Annotated in this window: 21 protein-coding genes; 15 read left to right on the top strand and 6 right to left on the bottom strand. The window is 55.0% G+C overall.

The genetic code is table 11. From position 1 onward, the window contains the following. Positions 1-130: 130 nt before the first annotated feature. The 4 genes from WA354_RS23015 to WA354_RS23000 all read left to right on the top strand — a co-directional run bounded on the left by WA354_RS23015 (position 131) and on the right by WA354_RS23000 (position 3,984). Entirely contained in the window at positions 131-1,654 is a 1,524-nt protein-coding gene (locus tag WA354_RS23015; RefSeq protein ID WP_472815364.1) for a diguanylate cyclase, read from the top strand. Between the two features lie 90 nt (positions 1,655-1,744). Beyond that, positions 1,745-1,870 carry a hypothetical protein gene (locus WA354_RS23010; RefSeq protein ID WP_472815363.1) on the top strand — a complete coding sequence of 42 codons (126 nt, stop codon included), beginning with the start codon at positions 1,745-1,747 and terminating at the stop codon, positions 1,868-1,870. Further along, entirely contained in the window at positions 1,870-2,706 is an 837-nt protein-coding gene (locus WA354_RS23005) for an efflux RND transporter permease subunit (RefSeq protein WP_472815362.1), read from the top strand. Before WA354_RS23010 ends, WA354_RS23005 begins: the two co-directional genes overlap by 1 nt. A 3-nt stretch (positions 2,707-2,709) precedes the next feature. Continuing rightward, the gene (locus WA354_RS23000; RefSeq protein WP_472815361.1) at positions 2,710-3,984 is read left to right on the top strand and encodes an efflux RND transporter permease subunit; all 1,275 of its coding nucleotides are present in this window, start codon (positions 2,710-2,712) and stop codon (positions 3,982-3,984) included. Positions 3,985-4,045: 61 nt separating this feature from the next. On the opposite strand, the gene WA354_RS22995 is transcribed toward WA354_RS23000, so the two are convergent. Further along, on the bottom strand, positions 4,046-4,291 hold the full coding sequence (locus tag WA354_RS22995; protein WP_472815379.1) for an HU family DNA-binding protein: 246 nt from the start codon (positions 4,289-4,291) through the stop codon (positions 4,046-4,048). Between the two features lie 584 nt (positions 4,292-4,875). Between WA354_RS22995 and WA354_RS22990 the strand changes: the two genes are divergently transcribed. The 3 genes from WA354_RS22990 (at position 4,876) to WA354_RS22980 (ending at position 7,039) form a co-directional block, all read left to right on the top strand. After that, positions 4,876-5,301 (top strand): hypothetical protein, encoded by a 426-nt coding sequence (locus WA354_RS22990; protein ID WP_472815360.1) that lies wholly within the window; start codon positions 4,876-4,878, stop codon positions 5,299-5,301. A 402-nt stretch (positions 5,302-5,703) separates the two neighbouring features. Further along, on the top strand, positions 5,704-6,375 hold the full coding sequence (locus WA354_RS22985) for a PP2C family protein-serine/threonine phosphatase (RefSeq protein ID WP_472815359.1): 672 nt from the start codon (positions 5,704-5,706) through the stop codon (positions 6,373-6,375). 73 nt (positions 6,376-6,448) lie between these two features. Further along, a complete protein-coding gene (locus WA354_RS22980; protein WP_472815358.1) occupies positions 6,449-7,039 on the top strand; it encodes a sigma-70 family RNA polymerase sigma factor in 591 nt (196 codons plus the stop codon). A 15-nt stretch (positions 7,040-7,054) separates the two neighbouring features. Here WA354_RS22980 and WA354_RS22975 read toward each other — a convergent pair whose 3' ends face one another. The 4 genes from WA354_RS22975 to WA354_RS22960 all read right to left on the bottom strand — a co-directional run bounded on the left by WA354_RS22975 (position 7,055) and on the right by WA354_RS22960 (position 11,813). Next, positions 7,055-7,690, bottom strand: coding sequence for a TfuA-like protein (locus WA354_RS22975; protein ID WP_472815357.1), 636 nt, complete (start codon positions 7,688-7,690; stop codon positions 7,055-7,057). After that, positions 7,683-9,008: a YcaO-like family protein gene (locus tag WA354_RS22970; RefSeq protein ID WP_472815356.1), complete on the bottom strand. Its 1,326-nt coding sequence runs from the start codon at positions 9,006-9,008 to the stop codon at positions 7,683-7,685. Before WA354_RS22970 ends, WA354_RS22975 begins: the two co-directional genes overlap by 8 nt. Beyond that, on the bottom strand, positions 8,978-9,238 hold the full coding sequence (locus WA354_RS22965; protein WP_472815355.1) for a hypothetical protein: 261 nt from the start codon (positions 9,236-9,238) through the stop codon (positions 8,978-8,980). Before WA354_RS22965 ends, WA354_RS22970 begins: the two co-directional genes overlap by 31 nt. 67 nt (positions 9,239-9,305) lie before the next feature. Beyond that, positions 9,306-11,813 carry a protein kinase domain-containing protein gene (locus WA354_RS22960; RefSeq protein ID WP_472815354.1) on the bottom strand — a complete coding sequence of 836 codons (2,508 nt, stop codon included), beginning with the start codon at positions 11,811-11,813 and terminating at the stop codon, positions 9,306-9,308. Positions 11,814-12,155: 342 nt separating this feature from the next. On the opposite strand from WA354_RS22960, the gene WA354_RS22955 reads away from it, so the two are divergent. The 6 genes from WA354_RS22955 to WA354_RS22930 all read left to right on the top strand — a co-directional run bounded on the left by WA354_RS22955 (position 12,156) and on the right by WA354_RS22930 (position 16,654). Beyond that, positions 12,156-12,467, top strand: a complete 312-nt coding sequence (locus tag WA354_RS22955; protein ID WP_472815353.1) for a hypothetical protein — start codon at positions 12,156-12,158, stop codon at positions 12,465-12,467. 516 nt (positions 12,468-12,983) lie between these two features. Beyond that, the gene (locus WA354_RS22950; RefSeq protein ID WP_472815352.1) at positions 12,984-13,286 is read left to right on the top strand and encodes a carboxypeptidase-like regulatory domain-containing protein; all 303 of its coding nucleotides are present in this window, start codon (positions 12,984-12,986) and stop codon (positions 13,284-13,286) included. 3 nt (positions 13,287-13,289) lie between these two features. After that, positions 13,290-13,925 (top strand): carboxymuconolactone decarboxylase family protein, encoded by a 636-nt coding sequence (locus WA354_RS22945; protein ID WP_472815351.1) that lies wholly within the window; start codon positions 13,290-13,292, stop codon positions 13,923-13,925. A 95-nt stretch (positions 13,926-14,020) separates the two neighbouring features. Continuing rightward, the gene (locus tag WA354_RS22940; RefSeq protein WP_472815350.1) at positions 14,021-15,298 is read left to right on the top strand and encodes an MFS transporter; all 1,278 of its coding nucleotides are present in this window, start codon (positions 14,021-14,023) and stop codon (positions 15,296-15,298) included. 497 nt (positions 15,299-15,795) lie between these two features. Continuing rightward, positions 15,796-16,434 carry a DUF433 domain-containing protein gene (locus WA354_RS22935; RefSeq protein ID WP_472815349.1) on the top strand — a complete coding sequence of 213 codons (639 nt, stop codon included), beginning with the start codon at positions 15,796-15,798 and terminating at the stop codon, positions 16,432-16,434. A gap of 1 nt (position 16,435) precedes the next feature. Continuing rightward, complete coding sequence (locus tag WA354_RS22930; RefSeq protein ID WP_472815348.1) at positions 16,436-16,654, top strand: DUF5615 family PIN-like protein; 219 nt, start codon at positions 16,436-16,438, stop codon at positions 16,652-16,654. 97 nt (positions 16,655-16,751) lie between these two features. Here the strand turns inward: WA354_RS22930 and WA354_RS22925 are convergent, their stop codons facing one another. Beyond that, entirely contained in the window at positions 16,752-19,505 is a 2,754-nt protein-coding gene (locus WA354_RS22925; protein WP_472815347.1) for a tetratricopeptide repeat protein, read from the bottom strand. 224 nt (positions 19,506-19,729) lie between these two features. Here WA354_RS22925 and WA354_RS22920 point away from each other — a divergent pair, with 224 nt between their 5' ends. Beyond that, positions 19,730-20,158: a hypothetical protein gene (locus WA354_RS22920; RefSeq protein ID WP_472815346.1), complete on the top strand. Its 429-nt coding sequence runs from the start codon at positions 19,730-19,732 to the stop codon at positions 20,156-20,158. Between the two features lie 135 nt (positions 20,159-20,293). Next, a partial coding sequence (locus tag WA354_RS22915) for a hypothetical protein (protein ID WP_472815345.1) occupies positions 20,294-20,727 on the top strand: 434 nt, incomplete at its 3' end.

Here is a 20,727-nt window from a genome sequence, read left to right as displayed (position 1 = left end):
GCGTGTTCGAGTCGCGCATGATTTTCACCAGGCGGCGGACTGTCTCTCGCTAGCAGAGTACATAAGTCGATCTAAGGATGGGTCATTTCCGATGGACGCAGGTCTCAAGGCGATGGGTTAACTCGAAACGATGAGCAATTTGTCTTCCTTCTCTCTTCCTTTCAAGACCAAGGCTCAGGGGGCAACGTTTGTGCAATCCACTATCAATCGCAGAGAATCGATGAATCTGAAACCCGTGGAGGACGTGGCGGATTCGAATTCCCTCATCAAACCGGGTTTCGATGCGCCGGAAGAAGGTGCAGCCACGACTGAACGGAACCTTCATACAATTGCATGTTTTGAAGAGAGCGAGCGGTTTCGGCTTGGCTTCGAGGCTGCAAATATTGGCATCGGCCTAATCGATCTTGAGGGCAATATCTTTGAGGCGAACAAGTGCCTGGCTGACACCCTTGGCATGCCGGGAAGGGAACTCAAGGGTACAAATCTGATGGAAATCTGCGCTCCGGAAGAACGGCTTCTGGCGCTGGCCGATCTTCAGCTCGCTGCCAGGACCGGCAAATTCGAAGCAGTTTTTGAGCGACATTTTCTTAGCGAGCGCGAAGGACTTCTGCTGGCCCAGGTTACACGCGGATTGGTCAGAAACGTAGATGGGCAGCCAATGTACTTCATCTTCACGGTGCGTGACATAACGCGGGAAAAGCTTAAAGAAGCGTTGCTCGAACAGCAGGCTTCAACCGATCCACTGACAGGCGTTGTGAACCGGGCCAGGATTCAGGAGAGATCTGAATTCGAACTCATGAGGTCCGACCGTTATGGCAATCCCGTATCGCTCGTCATGATCGATCTCGATCGCTTCAAAGCTGTAAACGATACATACGGTCACAGCGCCGGCGATCGCGTTTTAAGTGGATTCTGCGACATAGCGCGCGGATGCCTGCGCTCTGTCGATATCCTTGGCCGATGGGGCGGCGAGGAGTTCGTCGCTCTTCTTCCTCAGACCACCTTGGTAGAGGCGCGTAATGTTGCGGAGCGGCTTCGCACCAAAGTGGAAGCGACTGAATTCGATGGCGGCATTTGCATCACAGCGAGCATAGGAGCTGCCCTTCATCGCGAAGATGAACAATTTGCTTCTCTAATCGAGCGTGCTGACGCTTGTCTGTATAGTGCTAAGCGTGACGGCCGAAATCAGGTCATGATCGATGGAGAGGATGCCGCGCGGGAAATTGCTCGTGAAGGGTGCTTGTCGCCAATGCTCGCACTTCATTGGAAGCCTGCCTATGAAAGCGGTAATAGTGTCATCGATACTGAGCACCGTGCACTTTTTCAAATGGCTAACACCATCATCGCCGAAATCACCAGCGGCCAAGAAGACAGCGAAATTCTCGATTCAATTCATACTTTGGTCGCCCGTGTCGGAGAGCACTTCCGCGATGAAGAAAATATTCTGCGATCGGCGGGATACCCTGATGCGAAATCGCACGGACAAATGCATCGTCAACTCTTCGAGGAGGCTGGAAGGCTCACGCGCCAGTTTGAACGCGGAGAAAAGTCCGAAGGCGGCCTTCTTCGCTTCCTCGTTCACGATGTCATCGCAAAGCATATGTTGCAGGCGGACAGGAACTTTATCTCTTGGTTCCAGGCCAAACACGACTGACAAACAAGGAGCCGTTGGCGGCCACGGGAGCTTTGAGAACCAGCTTCGAGAACGTCTGCCCGGCCTTTGAATCGGTCAGACCGTGGCGGAATGAGCAAGACAAGCGAGAATAATTCGGCTTTCGTTCCCTTCATCATGGACGCGCTTTACGAGGCCATCGCACTCGTCGTGCTGGTCTCGTGGCTGGGCTTTTGGGAATGGCGTTCGGCGGTGTGATGGCTGTTTCGATGCCGCTAACCCTGGCACTGACATTCGGCGCGATGTATTTGCTCGGTATCGATATCCAGCAGACCTCGGTCGCCACGCTCATTATCGCGCTGGGACTTCTGGTGGACGACCCAGTGCTTGCCGGTGACTCGATCAAGCGAACCATGGCAGAGGGCTATCCGAACTCTGTCGCGGCATGGCTTGGTCCCACCAAGCTGGCTACTGCAATCATGTATGCGACGGTTACAAATATCGTCGCCTATCTATCTTTTCTTATGGTGACCGGTAGCACTGGAAACTTCCTTTACAGCCTGCCCGTTGTCATGACCTGTGCGTTGGTCGCGTCACGGCTTGTATCGATGACGTTTCTGCCGTTTCTGGCCTACTACCTGTTGCGTCCCCAGAAGAAGGCCGTAAAAACAATCGAGGAGATGCGCGAGGCGGGTGTTTACGGCTGGTATGCTCGAATCGCGCGCTACTCTATCGAACATCGATGGATGTTTTTTGCTGGATCCCTGGTATTCCTTGTGATCGGCGGCATAATTTTTGCCCAGCTCAAAGTCGCTTTTTTCCCTGAGGATGTGCAGTACTGGTCGTATATCGACGTCTGGCTGCCGAATGATGTGAATCTCGGGGCTACCAACGATACTGCGCTCAGGGTGGAAGAGATTGTGCGCAAACAGGCGGAGAAGTTTTCCGCCGAGCACCCCGGCAAAGGCCAGGAACCTGTACTCCGATACATCACCAGCTTTGTGGGCGGCGGAGGCCCGCGCTTCTGGTTCTCCGCATCGCCGCAGCTGCAGCAGCTGAATTACGCGCAAGTGCTCGTCGAAGTCACTGACTAGGAGATGACTCCGGAATTCGTTCGTGAACTCCAGCCCGTGCTTACCGCGTCAATCCCCGGAGCGCGGTTGGATGCGCGCCAGCTTTTGACCAATCGAGTTGACTATCCGATCGAGATCCGGGTCTCCAGCACCGCGGACGTGGATGCAAGGCAAGAGGATGAGGATATTCGCAATTTGCGGCGGATCGCAGACCAGGTAGAAGGGATCCTTCGCTCCTCTCCACTCGCCGATCGCACTCGAAATGAGTGGGGTGACGATAACACCCTGGTCGAATTGACGGTCGATCCTGACCGCGCCAATCTTGCCGGCGTTACCAACATGGATGTTGCCAACTCCTCGACTGCCGCCACCAGCGGGTCAACTGTTGGCGTCCTGCAGGAAGGGCAGAAACAAATTCCCATTGTTGTGCGAGCGCGTATGGCAGATCGCGCTCATCTCTCCGATGTGGAAAATCTCTATTTCTATGCCTCACAGGACGGCTCGAAGATTCCGCTCTCCCAGATTTCCAGCGTGAATCATGATCTTGTAACCGGGCGCATCGTGCGCTATGAGCAGTTCCGCGCGATGAACATACGCAGCTTCCCCGCTCAAGGACATCTAAGTTCGGAGGTTCTAAAGGACGTCATGCCGCGGCTCCAGGAGCTCCAGGCTTCTCTGCCTCCGGGTTATCAGATGCAGATCGGCGGCGAGTACGACAAGACCAAGAGCGGCTTCAAGAATCTGGCACTCGTGATGGCGATCTCCACTGTCGCAGTCTTTCTCGCGTTGCTCTTCCAGTTCAAGAACGCGATCAAGCCGCTGTTGGTGCTTGCAGCCGCTCCGTATGGCATGATCGGTGCGTTTCTCGCTCTGTGGATCATGGGCGAGGCGTTTAGCTTTATGGCCTTTCTTGGCGTGGCTAGTCTTGTGGGTGTTATTGTCAGCCATTCGATCGTTCTGTTCGACTACATCGAAGAGCGTCACGCTGTAGGTGACGACTTCGAAAATGCTCTCATCGATGCCGGCATTCTGCGTTTGCGGCCGGTGCTCATCACCGTGTTTGCCACCGTACTTGCGCTCTTTCCACTCGCCCTCCACGGTGGTCCGCTTTGGAAGCCGCTGTGCTATGCGCAAATCGGTGGCCTGCTGATCGCAACCGTCATCACCAAGCTGCAGGTGCCCGTCATGTATGCAATCTTCGTTCTTGACCTCAAGATTCTTGAATGGAAACAGGTTGAGAATCCCAAAAAGCCATCCGAGCCCTTATCGTCCGATCCATCCAATGTCCTGGTGAGCTGACCAGAATGAAAACAAGACTTCTCTTCCTTGTCGTCTTCGCGTGTATCTCTTCGTCATGTACCTATTCCCGAACGAGGAGGCGGCGAAAACCTCCCCTGTCCTGCAGGATTACGATCAACCTCTCGAACAGGTCAAGAAACTTGCCTTCCTGCATACGGTGGTGGTGAGGCACCACCTTCAGCTTCCCTAAAGGAAATTCAACTTCGTGATCCCGCTTCAGCGCCGTGATCATCCGCTCAAGGATAATGTTCACGATCTCTGTCGCTTTACGGCGCGACAGATCTTGCTCGTCCATCAACCTCTGCACTAGATGCGCACGGCGACCCAGCTTCTTCGCATTTGGCTCCCCACATAATGATCCGCTCACGGATGCAACGATCAATGGTGAGACGGCAACAGGCGGTGCCCAACGTCACAACTCCGCCGCATACATATTTTTCGCGCGCGTGCGGTTCGTACCATATCGAACGAATGCGGCAGCTCATGTCCGTCAATCCCGATGCTGAATCTCCCAGGGTGCTACGCCGACTGGCTCGCACGGTGGGAAGTATTTGCCCTCCCAGATGAAGTGGTCCGTGATCGGACCCTTAGAGAGACTCGCAATCCGGTGGAAACAGCGACCAAGATATGACATCGGAGCGCCGCACTGTTTCAGGAAGTGCGCCTTCAGAAACGCACTAGCCTCGACGCGGATCGAATTGAATCTTCTTGAAGGCCGTTCTTCTGGGTGCATCCAGATTGAGTGACTTCTTCAACTCCCCCTCCTCGGGCAGAGGTACGAAATAGAAATATCGAAAAAGAGTTGAATAGGTGTCCTGAATTTCGAGAGCGTCTCGCCTTTAAGAGTGAAGGCGGTCGATCAACGACGCTTCCCCGAGAGGAGATACTCACATGAACCGGATTTCAGCAATTGGTCTGCTCAGCATCGCCGCGTTGGCAACGTGTACCGGTGCCATCGCTCAACAGCCCGCTATCAAAGCGAACATCCCTTTCGATTTCAGAGTCGGCGACACCTGGATGCCGGCCGGTGAATACACAATCTCATCGCCACTGGAATCGATCGTCCAACTTCGAAGCGCGGATCTCGCCAAAACCGCAACCATCACGAGTTCCCCAAGCTTCAACGAATCTAATTCAGGAAGCGAGCTGGTCTTTGACAAGTACGGCGATCAGTACTTCCTCCATCGCGTATTGTGCCCCACCGTCTCTTCGCTGAACCTTGATGTCACGCAAGGAAAAGCGGAGAAGCAGGCACGGTCTCGCTCTCTTGAGGCGAAGCTGCCCAAGGGAGAACAGACCCTGGTTGCTGCAAGGTGATGTCACCCATAAAGTGGCCATGCGCCTGGGGAAAACGCACCTCTGGAGCATGGCCATTTTTGTCTTTTCCGTGGATCTCTGGTACGCCCTGGCCCTGCTTCCCCTGTATTTCGAAGGCTCGTTACGGCCGCTTTCTCAACGTTAACTCAGGCATGCTCCTTGGATATCGCCATGACGACTCTCGCCCACATCTCGGCTAACCTCAGAAGGCTCAAAAGAGTGCAGGGTTGGACTTCTCTCGTCCCGAAACCCATGTCGATTGGGGATAGAGAATCACAAGCCCATGCATCTGCCAATCACCGCACGGAGACACCACGGAGGGTAACGCCAAGCGAATCAAACCTGGATATACGAAATGCTGCGGAAGAACTCGCCGTCGCCGCACACATTCACTCAGAACTCATGTCAATAAGGCTTCCGGATGTTTCGTATGCACGTCTGAAAGGCAAAACGGTACCGTGTCGCACCATCGGTGGCGACTTCTTCGACGCAATTGCTTTGACTGATACGCTCTGTGCTGTTGTCGCCGATGTGTCCGGCAAGGGAGTGCCTGCCGCCATTGTGGCAGCCATGCTTCAGGGAATCATTCACGCGCAGATGCTAGCTGGTCGGCCCCTGACGGCAATCGCGGGAATGGTCAATGAGTTTCTTTGCTCCCGGGCAACAGGAAAATTTGCCACTATGGTCCTGCTCAAGCTCCGTACAAACGGAACGGCTGAGTATGTGAATTGCGGGCATATTCCCCCTGTTCTGGTGAACGGCACAAGCGTACGTCGACTGGAGGGGAGCAACCTTGTAGTGGGTCTCGTCAGGTCGGCGCAATATGGGTCGGAGACCTGTGAACTCGGAACTGGAGACAGAATCCTGATCTTCACGGATGGCATCACCGAAGCAGAGAATCTTCAAGGGGAACAGTTTGGAGACAACGGGCTCGAGAGCCGCACTCATTTGTCCAGCGTGGAATCCATCTTCGAACATGTTTCGAAGTTTCAGGGAAACCTGGAACGCACTGACGACTGGACGTTATTTGAGCTACTTTATCGTGGTGGAGAACCCCTCGTCAGTCCGAGCTAGTGTTCCGAGCCAGTACCAACCCATTCTTAAACGGAGTAGACTTAGGCGAAAGTGGCCAACTTGGAGGTGGAGTTTGAACTTCGAGCCGGGCGAAATCACTCAGCTTCTTGCCCAAATGAAGCTTGGCAACGCGGATGCCGAAGCGCGTCTGATCCCCCTTGTCTATCGTGAGTTGCGACGGATCGCCGGGAGCTACATGCGCAACGAGCGCGCCGACCATTCGCTCCAGCCGACCGCATTGGTTCATGAAGCCTACCTCAGGCTCCGCAATATGCATGCCATCGATTGGCAAAGCAAGTCTCACTTCCTTGCTGTGTCTGCGCATACGATGCGTCGAATTCTCGTTGACCACGCGCGAGCCAAACATGCTGAAAAACGCGGGCTTGAGTGGAACCAGGTAAGTATGGAAATAGGTGAGTTGTCCGCAGCAGCAGAGTCCACAGTCAACATACTGGAACTGGATGAAGCGCTGGGGCGACTGGAAGCCTTCGATCGACGCCAGGCGAAGGTAGTGGAGATGAGGTTCTTCGGAGGTCTCAACGAGGACGAGATCGGTGTGGAACTCGGGATCTCGGAACGAACTGTGAAGCGGGACTGGCGTATCGCAAAGGCCTGGTTGTACCACGAGCTCTCGCAGAGCTCCCGGGCGGCGGTGAACCACTAGAAGAATTCCTCTGGATCACGAAGCCGAGATTGGTAATTCAGTTCTACGTCCAGCCATCGTGCGAAGAAGAAGCATGGCATCATCCCTCTTCTGGTCATAGCGCGCAGCTTTGAGGAAGGGCCCCAGAGCCGGACACATACGCCCGACAAGTTCATACGATCTTGACGGGTAGTAGATGCCCTTCATCGTGCTGATGATCTCGCTGGCCTCCTGGCCGGAAATTATCCCTTGGGTAACGGCAAGGCGTAGCACCGAGCGAATGTTTACGAGGGGCTCGGAAACCGCGCGATCAGTAACTGGCTCGTACGCCACGGCCACTTCATCATCCGCGTCAATCACGCGATCGCGATACATCGCAAAGATTTCACCCACGCCGATCATGCCATACATGTGCGTTTCCGCCGCTCGCAGCGCCCCGATACTGGATGCGCCATAGACACGCACTCCGCGATCGAGGAGTGCAATAATCTCCTTCGGCGAGACCGCCAGGCTCTGATGAAATACGCCATCGATAATTCCAACAACCTGGATCTCGTATGGCAGCATAGCGAGATCTCCACGCTTGATTGGCGGCAGATAGGTTGCGTCCAGGCACGACTGTGCTGTCGAACGAGCAAGTGTCGGCCCCAGGTAAACGGCTGTGTCAGACATGGGTCCGCCAAAACTCCAGTGCACGCTTCCCCAGCCTGGCGTGGTTGACTGACCAGGTTTCAAGTCCGGGCACAATAACTCGGACGACAGAGTAGGGCGCGCCGTCAGGGGTGAGATCAACCACAATCACCTGACGGATACCAAACTGCTCCAGTCTTGAAAGAATGTGATCGAGATCCTCCTGCACGTCGTCGTAAACGGCCGATGGGAGTGCCGAAACTTTCTTGCGGACGCGAGAATGGTTGATCGTCCAAACCTTGTGATTCACGGCGGAGATACGGCTCGTATGAGTATTGAAGGCGGTTTGATCGGCGTCCGCCGGACACAGATCCTCGCGTACTCCCTGGATATCAACACAGCGTGATTGCGCGGCCTCAGTCAATGCGCGCCTCACCGCAACGTGGGCATTGGGATGTGTTCCCAGTCCCGCATGAATCATCGGGAGATCGGGAAATGCGTCATCGAGCACGGCAGCGAAGACCGTCGGAATCCCAATATCCGACGTGATGTCGTGGACTACGGGGCGCAACCCCGCAGATTCAAAAAGCTCCAGCACTCGATCGTTTTCGAGTTCCAGGCTTTGAAACATTTCAAAGTCATCTTCTCCTGAATCCACGGTTTCTGGTTCCACTAGCCGCCTGCGAGTCCAGGGAATCAGGTGTGCCCCAATATCAGCGAGAGTCCATGCATCCCTCTCGATAAGCTCGCACAGCGCCTGGAAAATTGCTTCTTCTATGATGTTTCCCGACGCCAGCCCATTGGTGGAGCTAAACGGGACGAACGGGCCGGGCAAAAGGTTCTCCCAGAGGTAACCTGCCATCTCCGCCGGCACAAGAACGGCGCATTGCGATAGGAGTTCGTGCCCGAGCACCCAGGAATACTCGCGAGCTTCCGAATAGTCAGGCAGGAGTTCCAGCGTGGTCTCACTCGGATCCAGAACTTCATGGTCTCTGCGCAGGTCGTTAACACTGCCAATCACGATGGGTAATTGCGCGCGCAAGGCAGTCTGCCTTTCGATCGCTTCCATGAGCGCTCCAACCTTGGCGTCAATTCGATCGATCCCTTTCCCCGTGTAAACAGAGATAACATCTCTCGATTTTGGAACGATCGCGCAATAGGTTGGGATACCAAGGCGGTCCATACCGGTGATATCCCCAAGCCGGGTCATCCCCAGCGCGCACGCCTCTGCGTAAGCCCGACGGAATGTTTCTTCGGGTGCTACGGTGCGCTGAGTTCCTACTACTTTGGGGAGTGGCCTGGACTTCGACTTCAATTGAAGGAGAAGCACTAGATGTTTCGGCAACACGAGGCGATACATATGCCATGAACGGGAGGACACTCAGCAAATAAGTGCTCGACATCCCTCGCCGTCACATCAGGACCGAGCGCTGCCGCAACCTCTTCAACCGTACTTCTCCCCGCATAATCGTAGTGAAATTCCCGCTGCTTGCGATCGAGTGAATTGAGAAAGGAACAGTACTTCCTCAAGTAGTCGCGGAAGTTCTCGTCTGAGATTCCAAAGTGTTCGAGCATCTGTTGACGGGTCATGCTTTCGTTACCTCCAGTTGTTCTTTGGCAGCCGATACACAATCTTCTTGCCGATTGAAAGAAAGAATCAGAGCAGGTTCAGCTTCGACATGAGTGATTTGAATCGTGCATCGGATCGCAATGGGTCCATCAAGGGATCGACGCCCACGAAGAGCATATCTGCTCTTCTGTCCTCCTGAGACTTCTCGAGATAAGCGAATGCCTTGTCTTTGTACCCCAATTGTGCATAGAGCGCAGCAACGTAATAACTGGAATCAACACTCCGATTCGACTTCTCAAGCCGTTTCAACTCCGCCAAAGCATTTTGTCGCTGTCCCATTCGTGCCATAGCGATCCCACGCAGTGCGTCCCTCAGGTCTGGGGGCGCTGATGGATCCGGCGGTGCGTCGACCAGCACCTTTAACGCTTGGGCCGGTAAGTTGAGAGCGAGGTAATCCTGAGCTTCAAGCTCAACTGCGATCGCGGAAGTGTGAAATTGATTTCTGATCTGTTCGAATTGACGAGCTGAGCTCTCGTATCTTCTCGAGAAATAAGCTACGGCTGCTTCCGTGAGGCTCGTACCCAGCGTCTTCGGGACCTCTCTATCCGCATACGTCAATTGAGCCCGTGCCTCCGCGAAGCGACCCCGCGCGGTCAACAGATGCAGGGCATACGAGAGGTGTGCCGGAATGTAATCTGGTTCGACTTCCTCGGCTCGCTTGAAGTCCTCTTCAGCGCCGCTCCAGTTATAGTCCCTGAGGATTTCCACTTGTGCCAGCGAAGTGTATGCCGCGGCCAGCGTGCTATCGAGACGAAGAGCACGGCGGGCTGTGGCCTCAGCCTGGTTCAAAAGCTCAATGGGAGGTTCAGGCCTGCCATTGTTAATGGCCATGAGCGCGTAACTCCGCGAGAGTTCCGCCATGGCTGCCGCAAAGTCCGGATCCGCATCGACTGCCTGCTGGAAGAATTTGACCGCTCTCTCGAACCCGTCATAGGTGTGTTCGGCAAGCGCACTCTGCCCCTGAACGAACGCCGCCTCGGCAGCAGGGACGCTAGAGTGCTTGCGCGATCGACCGGGCGACAAACCCTTATCGTTGCGTGTCCTGATTTGATAACTGATCTCTCGGGCGATATCTTCGGCCAGAGCGGGCTCTTCCATCTGCTTGAGCGTATAGCTCTGGCTCCATAGTTGAAACCCGGTGCGGACATCCACCAGTTCCATTTGCAGTTTGGAATCGCCGACATTCACGATTGTCCCATTAACAACAGCATCGACATTCAACTTTCGCCGGACCGACTCCGTGTCGGTTGCCTTGCCCAGATCGCTCACTGTGCTTTGCGAGGGAACCCTCAATCCGGATACCTGCGCAAGATCATTCGTGAGGTTCAACGTAATGCCCTCGGCGAGCGCAGCAATGTGAGAGCCAGTTCCCGCGCCGACGATTGGCAAAATAGCAACTGAAGAAATGGTCGTGGGAGTACTGACGTTATCACCAATGAGAGCCGTGTGGCGATAACGCCAGATGAGAATCGAGGGCACCAGGATGACAATTAAAAGCGCGAGCAAGCGGAGAGACATGGGGATCGCGGTCCATGTCGAGTGAAGGATTCCCCATTTTCCCGGCACACTTCCACTGGCATTCACCGCGTTGGTCCGAACCGCTTGCGAATGTTCGGGAAGGCGGCTCGACCCAGTCTCCAGTGAGTTGAGTAATTCTTCCACGCTTCTGAATCGATCGCCGGGATTTGGCTGCACGCAGCGCGCAATCACGTCGATCCAAAGCTTGCCGTCGGTTGAGGGGAACTCTCCCGTGGCGGTCGAATTCAAGCTGCTCAAAGCTGCTTCAATCTCATTGCGTAATCGTCGATAGGGTGAGAGTTTTTGAGCGGTGAGCGTCTCGTATAGGACGAGGCCAAAGGAATATAAATCAGTCGCGGGGGAACTGTCGCCTTTTTCGATCTGTTCCGGGGCCATGTAGAACGGTGTTCCGACGGTTGCGCCGCCCGGCAGTTCCGAAGCTGTAAGCTGCGAGTGTGGGGTTTGTTCCTGCAGTCGTATCAGCTTTGCGATTCCGAAGTCGGTCACGACGACCCGTGGATCGTTCTCTGCGCCGGACAAGAAGATGTTCGAGGGTTTCAAGTCGCAATGGATGACGCCCGCAGAATGTGCAGCTTGAAGAGCACGTGCGATCTGGATTGCGAAGACGAGAACCTGCTTCGAGGGTAAAGGTCCTGTTCGATTGATCCGCTGTGCGAGCGTCTCTCCGACTAACAACTCCATTGTCAGGAACGTGATCGGGACCCCGGGTTTCCCTTCAGGCGGAGTATGGGTTTCAAGGTCGAATGTCCTGCAGACATTGGGGTGAGTCACGACTCGGGTCGCATTTACTTCGCGCTTGAAGCGTGAGAGTACACCTGGAATATCGGCGACATCCGGTCTGATGACCTTGATAGCGATCTTTTGTTTAAGCTCGAGATCGACTGCCTTGTAGACCTGACCCATACCGCCCTCGCCGAGGTAGGCGAGAACTCTGAATCGGCCGCAAAGAATGTCGTCCGTTACAAGAAGTCCGCCCTCCGTCAGGGAGGAATACACTGCTGCTCTCCGCAGGAGAGCTACCTCCAGGAACTTGCTTGATTCCCGATCCGCGGCAAGCAGGCTATGGACCTCCCCCGCCAGCTGGCGATCCTCTCCACAACGACTCGCAACAAATGCCTCCCGTTCTCCTTCTTCGAGAAGAAGAGCAGCTTCAAAGACGGCCTTTACTTCCTCCCAGTGAGTGGAAAGCATGGCTAACCCGCTTGTTAGAGCTCAACCATTGGGTCGTATTCACAATTTCAGTAGACCAATGTCGTGATTGGAGGTCTTGGGAAAGAGCCTGGGAATGCCAACCCGTTGGCCGGAGAACCATATGATAGCACGGGAGTTGCGGGGAGCATGCGGGTTATTTCGATCGATAGCTATGGGAAGCCAAGACCTTATGGAAACATTGCTCATGAACTCTTTGGTCATCTTTTTCGAGGGGATGCAACGGACGCTTTAGCGATCCTTTGGGGGGCAATAGTGCCGAATCTAGAGCACTTGCTGTGTTTATCGACGAGCCGGAAGCTCAGCGAATACTTTGTCGTCAATTCAGGTAAAATCGCCAACTCACGCATCGATAAACGAGATCAAGCCAAGTTGCCGAATCGTTGCCAACTGGGACACGTGTCGGTTTTTCGGCCATTTGCCGGCAAGATTTCGACTTGAATAGCTCAATGGCGCTTTGTCTGCGCACGACGGTTGAGACCTTGAATTGCGGAGCGATCACGAAGACAAACCCGCTGCCGGAAATTGACTTCCAGTTTGCCGGCCACACGACCAGCACCCTGTAATTTGGACGATGCCGCTGTCCACCTTGCGCTTCAGGCAGGTGAAAGTTGCAGCCGCGTATAACTCACTTGCTAATGTTATCGACTGTCGGCAAACCAGAAATACCGGTATAACCTCAGTCGGCGATAAAACGTCAATGCGCTCGCCGATGACAACAACGTGGGCCACATTGTCTTGGCGTGTTCTACGGGAGACTCCACCTAAGGATTGAGTCACCTACCCATCGACCGATGCAAGACAGCGCATCGACCTACCAACTACTGTTCCTCCGTGCAGCCCTTCCCGCGATTTCTTCCCTTGAACTTGGGGGAGCCCTGCTCCTGGTGTTCCCTGCCAGCTTTCTCTAACTCATCGAGCTTTTGATGATGCGGCACGTTTTGTGGCGCATACGTCATGGCCATCCATGTCGACAGGTTCCACGCGAACCATGTCGTCACTCTTTTTGTAGTGCTAAGTCTTCTGGGAGAGGCCGAAAACAACATGAACATGGTTCGCAATGTGCTGGCATTTCTGGCACTTTCTTGCATCAGTTTATCTGCTCAGCAGATCACAGGAAACATTCGCGGAACCGTTAGGGACCCCAGCGGCGCGGTCGTTCGGGGCGCTGCGGTTACTGCCCGGCAGGCGGAAACGGGCCTGTTGCGTGGGACGAATGTATTAGCCGATGATTCAGGGCACACACGAGTGGAGACTTGAGATATGAGCTCAGAATTGTCGTCTGATTTACCAGAACTGGAGGCTCTCGAACGGCGCCGAGTGGCGCCGTCATCCACCAATCTGCCGCTGGTGGATGAACACACGACGAATGAGGAGGTCCGGGCATTGTTCGCGGAGTACCGCGAGCGCTTTGCCCGAACCGATCTTCCCGGTATTTTGCTGTGCTTTGCCACGAACCCTGCGCTTCTCGAAGGAATGATACAGATCGCGGAGGGACTGCTCTTCGGGGATAGCCTTTTGAGCCGGCGACACAAGGAAATGATCGCCACCTTTGTCTCAAGGCAGAACGCGTGCCCATACTGCGCCGATAGTCACGCCGCTTTGCTCGGAGCGCAGGGTGGATCGCCGGAAATGATTTGTGCTCTGCAGCAAGGTGATCTCAATGCTCCACTGTTCACAAGCGCGGAACTGGCGCTGCTGAAGTTCGCTGGAAAGGTAAACGCAAACTCATCTGCCGTGATCCGCGCCGATGTGGAAGCCGCGATGCACGCGGGTTGGACGGAGGCGCAAGTGGAGGAAACGGTACATATCACAGCTCTCTTCGCCGCCTTCAACCGCATTGCCAACGGCTTTGGACTACCTTCGCCTTATCAGGGTGGCTTGCTGGGCCAGATATGACTGAACCTTCGAATGCGCGGCGCCCGCGGCGCGTGGACGCGAACGTCTGTACTGACAAAGCTTCTGACCACATTGGCTCGAAGAATTGGTAATCAATGAGAGCGAATCCCCATCGTTTAGATGAAGAGACCACGATTCAATATCCCGGATGGGGTGTACTCGCTGCTGCATTTACCGGGGTGATGGTAAGCTTCGCACCGATCGTGCCTTACACGTTTAGCTTGTTCCTCGATCCATTGCACGCAGCCTTTGGCTGGAAACGTGAAGCGATGGGCGGTGCATTCGCGCTAGCTGCCATTACGGTTGCACTTGTCTCGCCGCTCATTGGCCTTTTGCTCGATCGATTTCCCCCGCGCCGCATCATCCTTCCCGGCATTCTGGTTTTCGCCACTGGGCTGGCCGCGCTCAGCCGGTTGACCCCGCATATCGTTCAGTTCTACCTCACATTTTTCGTAATCGGGCTTGTTGCAAACGCGACCGCACAATTTGCGTATACGCGTACTGTCCTTACCTGGTTCACAAGCCACCGAGGCTTTGCGCTGGCCCTGCTGCTTAGCGGAAGCGGCATTGGCTCCATGCTGATTCCGCCTCTGACTGAGTGGATGATCGAGCATCACGGGTGGCGTAGCGCTTTTCTGCTTTTGGGTGGCATCGCACTTCTGGGCTTTCCACTCACCGCGATGCTGGTGCGCAATCGCCCAGAGGCCGCAATCGTTCGCTCTGATCATCGCGCCGACACGGGCATGACGGTTGCGGCTGCACTGCGCACTGCCGCCTTCTGGATACTCGCCCTTATCACCATCCTTTCAGCATTCAGCGAAAACGGGCTGGTGACGAACCTTGCCTCCATCCTGACTCAACACGGTGTGCTTGCCGCCACTGCAGCACTTGCTTTGTCGGTCCGCGGAGGAGCAGGTATTATTGGCCGACTCGGGATCGGGTTCGCAATCGATCGCTTCTCTCCGGAACGGATTCAGTCTCTCGTTCTTGCTTTATCGGCTGCGGGCATGCTGATCCTTGCTTTCGCCGGTAGCGGATGGGTGACCCTGCTGGGTGCGGCAATCCTTGGAGTGGGGCTGGGAAGCGAGGCCGATGTGGGACCTTACCTGCTCGCGCGTTACTTCGGCCGCAGGCATTTCTCCGTTTTGTATGGCCTTACGTGGACGGCCTATGCCATCGGTGGTGCCACCGGTCCGCTCTGGATTGGACACCTGTATGACCGTGCCGGAACTTATCTGCCGCGGTTTATCGTCTATCTCGCGGCTGTGGCATTCGGAGCAGTGATTCTCAGCTTCTTCCTCGGGTCCGATCAAGAAAGCATCACGTCCGAGGTGGGAATAACCGCAAACGCCGGCGTCCGGTCAGAAGGCTAACAACAGGAAGCACGGGCAAGTATTTTCACCGCGTCAACTCCGCGCAGATTGCAGCTCAGGAGAAATTCCTGGATGCCATTAAGTTCACCGGCGCGGTCGCTTAGCAACTTGGGTTCAATCTTGGGTTGGAAGGGGGAGCCGGAAATCTCGAAATGTTCGCTAAATCGTTGAGCGGATTTGGTGGACCTGATCGGGATCGAACCGATGACCTCTTCCATGCCATGGAGAATCAACAACTTACGGAACAGACGGCAAAGGGGTTATGAACCGGTATAGCCGTCAAAACCGGCACAGTCGGCGCTAATTGGCACCAAATTGGCACCAAACTCTCAATTAAATTGGGCTTGATGGGCGGGCTGACACGTGGCGGGTCAGCCCGCACAATTCTCGGCACAATCCTCCAAGGAGCGCTGGCGAAACTCAACAGAACTTTTGACTTCAAGATAAATTATTCCCGTATCTGGGAAGAATTATAATGATTTACGAGGTGCGGTGCCATGGAGCTGAATTTTGAGACTCTCACAACCACTGAGGCGGCCGTCGTCGCCGGGGTTTCCGTCGACGATGTGAATCGGGCGATCGATCGTAAAATCCTGCCCGAGAATCTTTATTGGACCGCGACCGTCCGGACACTCAAGCGGGATGCTTGCCTCTGGATAGCGTTTTGGTTTGAAACTTCGGAATGGCTCACTCCTGATGCTCGGCAACGAATGATTTCGGAAGGATCGAACCGATGCCCTTCTTGGGCGGAGCTACGAACCTGCCAACTGCAGGAATCGCGAACGATCAAGGTCGGTATTCAAGACATTTGGGATGAGGTCAACGCTCGCCTCAAGGAATTACAGAACGCACAGCAGATGGTGATTGAAGATCCCGAAATACTTTCGGGAACGCCAGTCATTCAGGGCACCAGAATTCCGGTCTATGACGTTGCCAGTCTCGTAGACGAGAAGACTCCAATGGATGAGCTAAAAGAACTGTATCCGCGCCTGTCCGAGGAGCAGTTTCGTCTCGCTTCTTTGTACGCGAGGGCTCGGCCTCTCCGAGGCCGACCAAAGCGGAAAGCTCTGCCCGAATCGAGCAGGATTTCCGTCTCGAAGAAGCATCTTCGAGAGGCCTCCATGGGAGGACCTTAGCGTGCAAAAATTGCTGGTCGATGAAAATCTCAGCTCGAGTTTGGTCGGGCTGGCTACTGACAAGGGATTTGTTTGCTCGCACGTCAATCATCTGGGTCTCACTGGGCAGAAGGATTGGGAATTGAAAGCGATCATCCTCGAAGGAGATTGGACCTTCATCACGAATAACGGAACGGACTTTCGTGGTCCTGCGAAGAACCCTGGAGGGCACGGAGTTTAGAGGAGTCGAATCCACGAGTAGAGCAATCACGGCCAGTGTCGGAAACGGCTAGGAAGCAAGTTGTTCGGCCTGGTGGAGAACTCACGCTTCGAAACGGCTAACCTGGGTTGGCCATCGCTTTTGCAGTTGTATCGGCCTTGCGTGCGCGGAGCAGTGAGCCGGCGCTTCGTGCTCGCGAGGCTAGTGATTTCAACTCGTGTATGGCGCTTGCCCTATCGCCACTCTTCCCCTGCACCTCGGCTGAGATAATTTGCGCGTTCCACGCAAGGTCAATGAACCCAGATGCCTCTGCGGCCCGTACAACAGTGTCCAGCTGGTTTCGAGCTGACGGCAGGTCGTTCTCCGCCAGTAGGACCCGCGCGAATTCGATGGAAAACCTGAGCTGCAATTCGCGGTTTTGGGTCTTCTCTTCAAGCGGACGCATTGCAACAATCTCCTTTCTGGCATCGGCATTTTTCATTTGATCGAAAAAAGCGCCGGTGAGCAAAAGCCCAGTTCCGAGTTCATCGTCAAACAACTGTGCCTGATCAAGTTGGTCTTGACATTGTCGAAGAACCGGTTCTGCTCCCTCCGGATGGCCCTGTTCGATCGCAAGTTGCGCAAGCGCGACTCTCGTCTGAAGAATGGTCTGCTTCTCGCCGAGGTATTCTCTGAGATTGAGCGCCGTATCATACTGCTTGCGGGCCATGGCCAACTGGTCTTGCTGCATCAATACATCGCCAAGGCCTGCCAGGCCATAAGCCGTTACACTCTTGTCGCCAATCTGGGTGCCCATTGCAATTGCCCGTTGGTAGCTGCTTCTGGCCGCAGACAAGTCGGCCTTCTGCAAGGCGATTTCTCCCAAATCAACCGTGACAAGCGCCATGCCAGAACGATCTCCGGTCAGCCCATAGTCAGTTGACGCCTGCCGGAGCAATTTTTGAGCTTCCTCCAGCTTTCCTCGTGTCAGCAGGACATCGCCTACATTATTGGAAGAAGCTGCCAGGCCTTCAGTGTCGCCCACATTGCGGAAGACCTTGATCGCTTCTCTCCACATTGCCTCGGCTTTGTCCAGATCACCGTGCTGATAGTAGATTCCAGCAAGATCGTTGACCGTGCGAGCGGCGTTGTTCTGGTCTCCCGCGCTGTTATAGCTGTCACGCGCAAGATTGCATTCGGAGATCGATTGATCCATGGATACTCCTGCCGATGAATCCTGCTGGCAGAGAATTCCGTACCCACGAGCCATCATAAGTGTGGCGTGTTGCGCCGATGCCTTCGCGATCGCTTCCTGGGCTGCCGCGCGAGCTTTGGGCAAATCCTTGCCGATCAAGGCGGACGCCTCCATCAAATCGATGCGAGGGTCATCGCCAAGCGGGACCGGAAGCCTTCGAAGCTTTGCCAGGGTTTGCTCCGAGTTTGTTGGATTGACGTGTAGTTGGGCTCCGGCAAGTTGCAATCCATAGGTCAGATTGTCGGGAAAGCGCATGAACAGCGCGTCATAGGTTTGCGTTGCGCCCGGCCAATCGTCGATGGACTCCTGGTATTGGCCCTGGATCACGAGGGCGGTTTCCTGGGGTAAATCGCGCGAGTGCTGCAATGCTTGTTTCCCCTCATCCCGGGCCAGCGCCTCAAATCCAAGGCCCCAGAAGGCGCTCGAAAGTGCAGAGTGAGCGAGGGCGAAGTTTGGGTCCGCAGCCACGGCTCTCTTAAGCAGGTCGCGTGCGCCCACAAAGTCAAATTCGTAGAGACGTGCGCGGCCCTGGCTGAAAAACTGTAATGCGAGCTCGTTCGTCGAGCCCCCAGACGGCGTTGAATCGATGCCGGGGGCCAGGCTCAGAGACGGATTGAGGCTCTCCCGAAGCCGGGAGCCCGCTCGAGAAGCAAGGTCGAAGAGCTCTTTTTCATCGCCAGTAATTGAGTCCTCAAAAATGGTTTCACCGAGACCCGTATCCTGAGCCCGCATGTCCAAACGGATCCGATTTTTCCCGCTGTCAGTGAGCAGGGTGTAAGAGCCAACCACGACGACATCGGCACCGAGACTTGATCTGAGATGCGACAGGGTACTCCTTGACAAAGTATCCTCGTCCTGCAGCGCAAGGTCGTGTTTCACACTCGCAACGTCTTCCCCAGATACCAGGCGAAGATCTCCGTTTGCACCCAACTCTGTGTTCAGCATCTCCGTGAACGCAGTGGAAAGCCAGTCCTGGTCGTGTCCGGCCGAAACATTGCGAAAGCCAAGCACTGCCACTGAGCGCCGCAGCTTGGTTTGGCGGGATGGTGCAATTGGAGTGGCGGAGGGGCGAAAGATCAAGTGAAAACGGAAAGCAGCAAATGCCATTCCGAACATCACTGCAAGAGTCCCAATCACCAGCCCAAGTCTTCGCCGGTTCGTTCTCCCCGGATGTACCTTTGCAGTTATGTTGGAACCAGCTGCGGTTGTCTCCGTCTCATGAGGCACAGGCTGAGTGGATGTCGCGTTCGCCGGTGGCGCAACTAGCTCTTGGTTCGAGCCGGCTGAGGGAACTGCGAGAGAAACCGGAGCGATAATACGATAGCCACGGCGCGGGATTGTCTCGATAAACCGTGGATTGACGGCGCTGTCACCCAACGCTTCACGCACCTTGAGGACTGCTACGCCCAAGCTTTTGTCAAAGTCGACAAAGGTGTTGGTTTCCCAAAGACGCTGCCGAATCTCTTCACGGGTCACGACTTCACCGCTCTTCTCAAGCAGTAAAGCAAGCAGCTGAAACGGCTGGTCTTGCAGCTTTACGCGAAGACCATTCCGCAGTAGCAACCCGGCTGAAGAGTCCAGCGTGAAAAGGCCAAATCGATAGGCAACACGGGATGAAAGAGGCGATGGTCGATTCATGTCATCCATGTCAAGGATCCTTCGGGCAAAGGAGTTCACCCAGTCTAGCATTTGCAGGCGCCGGCCTGGCTCATTAGCCTCGCGGCGCAAGTCGTTTATTTATAAGCTCTTAATGATTAGCCTTTCCTTTACCGTCGATTAGTTTGACTCAGGATCGAACCCCTGCGCTAGATAACCTTCACGAGGCGAAGCCGTTCAGATTCGCTCATCCGACGAGGTTTGCCATGAAGTCAGCATTGATTCTCGCCATGCTCATTGTTTCCATGGAGCTAAACGCGCAGTCCGGCTGGAAGACGGTAAAAGACAAGACCGGATCATGTCAGATATCCGTCCCACCAACTTGGACCGTGCTTGCTCAACCTGGAATGGCTAATTCTCCCCAGCAGACTACGACCATGCTGATCTCAGGGAGGACGCGATTCCACAAATTCTCTGCCGGGACATTCAAGATGCTGGATGTCGATAAGATCTTCGAGAACTCAGATACTCGCATTTTCTATGCCGACAAGCCAGGCGGGAATCCTCCCCTTGTGAGCTATCACGTGGAGGTTCCTGGAAAGGCAAATTCCTGCATTGCCCAGATCACTTTTCGCCCCAACGCACCCGAGGATGATGCAAAGAAAATTGCGCTCACCCTATCCAAGGTGCCCTGACCGGCAGTAGCCGCTGCATCCATATCTGATTCATGTGAAATCAGTATTCACTTCGCCCCAACGTCTCATCGAGAGTTGTCAGTTTCCAGCATGTCCGCAACAGCAAGAAGTTTCACGCCCTCAAGGAGGAACATCATGCCAAGACATTCCATCCGGCCTGTACAAACCACGGTCTTTGCAGTCATGTTTGCGGTACTTGCGTTTGCCGCGCCTGAAGCCGTCACAGCAGGCGGCGGCAGCGCCTGGATCGACAACGGCGCGACCGCATGCGAGAAATACCTGACACCGGACGTGGTGTCCGCGATCTTGAGAAATCCCGCCGCGGGCCCGCAACGGCTCAACGCGAACTCGTGTCACGTCGGCCCGATCTACATCAACCTGAGTGTTGTGGACATCGATGTGTTCCGCGCGGAGGTGCCCCACATCTTCGGCGCGCACCCGATTTCCGGCATCGGCGACGGCGCGTTCTGGAACGAGGCGGGTGCGCTCTCTGCGGCCAAGGGCCATGATCGCGGATGCGATATCAGTGTCATCGACCCCGGAGCACCGAAGATCCACAACGCCGAGCT

The organism is Occallatibacter sp. (genome assembly GCF_049802275.1).
Taxonomy (GTDB): domain Bacteria; phylum Acidobacteriota; class Terriglobia; order Terriglobales; family Acidobacteriaceae; genus Telmatobacter.
This window is presented reverse-complemented; position numbering and strand designations above follow the sequence as displayed.

Excerpts from the sequence above, each read along its gene's own strand:
- WA354_RS22955 (WP_472815353.1), top strand. The coding sequence starts at position 12,156 with ATGCGGGTTATTTCGATCGATAGCTATGGGAAGCCAAGACCTTATGGA.
- WA354_RS22925 (WP_472815347.1), bottom strand. The coding sequence starts at position 19,505 with ATGAATCGACCATCGCCTCTTTCATCCCGTGTTGCCTATCGATTTGGC.
- WA354_RS22950 (WP_472815352.1), top strand. The coding sequence starts at position 12,984 with ATGGCCATCCATGTCGACAGGTTCCACGCGAACCATGTCGTCACTCTT.
- WA354_RS23000 (WP_472815361.1), top strand. The coding sequence starts at position 2,710 with ATGACTCCGGAATTCGTTCGTGAACTCCAGCCCGTGCTTACCGCGTCA.
- WA354_RS22975 (WP_472815357.1), bottom strand. The coding sequence starts at position 7,690 with ATGTCTGACACAGCCGTTTACCTGGGGCCGACACTTGCTCGTTCGACA.
- WA354_RS22990 (WP_472815360.1), top strand. The coding sequence starts at position 4,876 with ATGAACCGGATTTCAGCAATTGGTCTGCTCAGCATCGCCGCGTTGGCA.
- WA354_RS23005 (WP_472815362.1), top strand. The coding sequence starts at position 1,870 with ATGGCTGTTTCGATGCCGCTAACCCTGGCACTGACATTCGGCGCGATG.
- WA354_RS23015 (WP_472815364.1), top strand. The coding sequence starts at position 131 with ATGAGCAATTTGTCTTCCTTCTCTCTTCCTTTCAAGACCAAGGCTCAG.
- WA354_RS22970 (WP_472815356.1), bottom strand. The coding sequence starts at position 9,008 with ATGTATCGCCTCGTGTTGCCGAAACATCTAGTGCTTCTCCTTCAATTG.
- WA354_RS22985 (WP_472815359.1), top strand. The coding sequence starts at position 5,704 with ATGTCAATAAGGCTTCCGGATGTTTCGTATGCACGTCTGAAAGGCAAA.
- WA354_RS22965 (WP_472815355.1), bottom strand. The coding sequence starts at position 9,238 with ATGACCCGTCAACAGATGCTCGAACACTTTGGAATCTCAGACGAGAAC.
- WA354_RS22935 (WP_472815349.1), top strand. The coding sequence starts at position 15,796 with ATGGAGCTGAATTTTGAGACTCTCACAACCACTGAGGCGGCCGTCGTC.
- WA354_RS22920 (WP_472815346.1), top strand. The coding sequence starts at position 19,730 with ATGAAGTCAGCATTGATTCTCGCCATGCTCATTGTTTCCATGGAGCTA.
- WA354_RS23010 (WP_472815363.1), top strand. The coding sequence starts at position 1,745 with ATGAGCAAGACAAGCGAGAATAATTCGGCTTTCGTTCCCTTCATCATG.
- WA354_RS22940 (WP_472815350.1), top strand. The coding sequence starts at position 14,021 with ATGAGAGCGAATCCCCATCGTTTAGATGAAGAGACCACGATTCAATAT.
- WA354_RS22945 (WP_472815351.1), top strand. The coding sequence starts at position 13,290 with ATGAGCTCAGAATTGTCGTCTGATTTACCAGAACTGGAGGCTCTCGAA.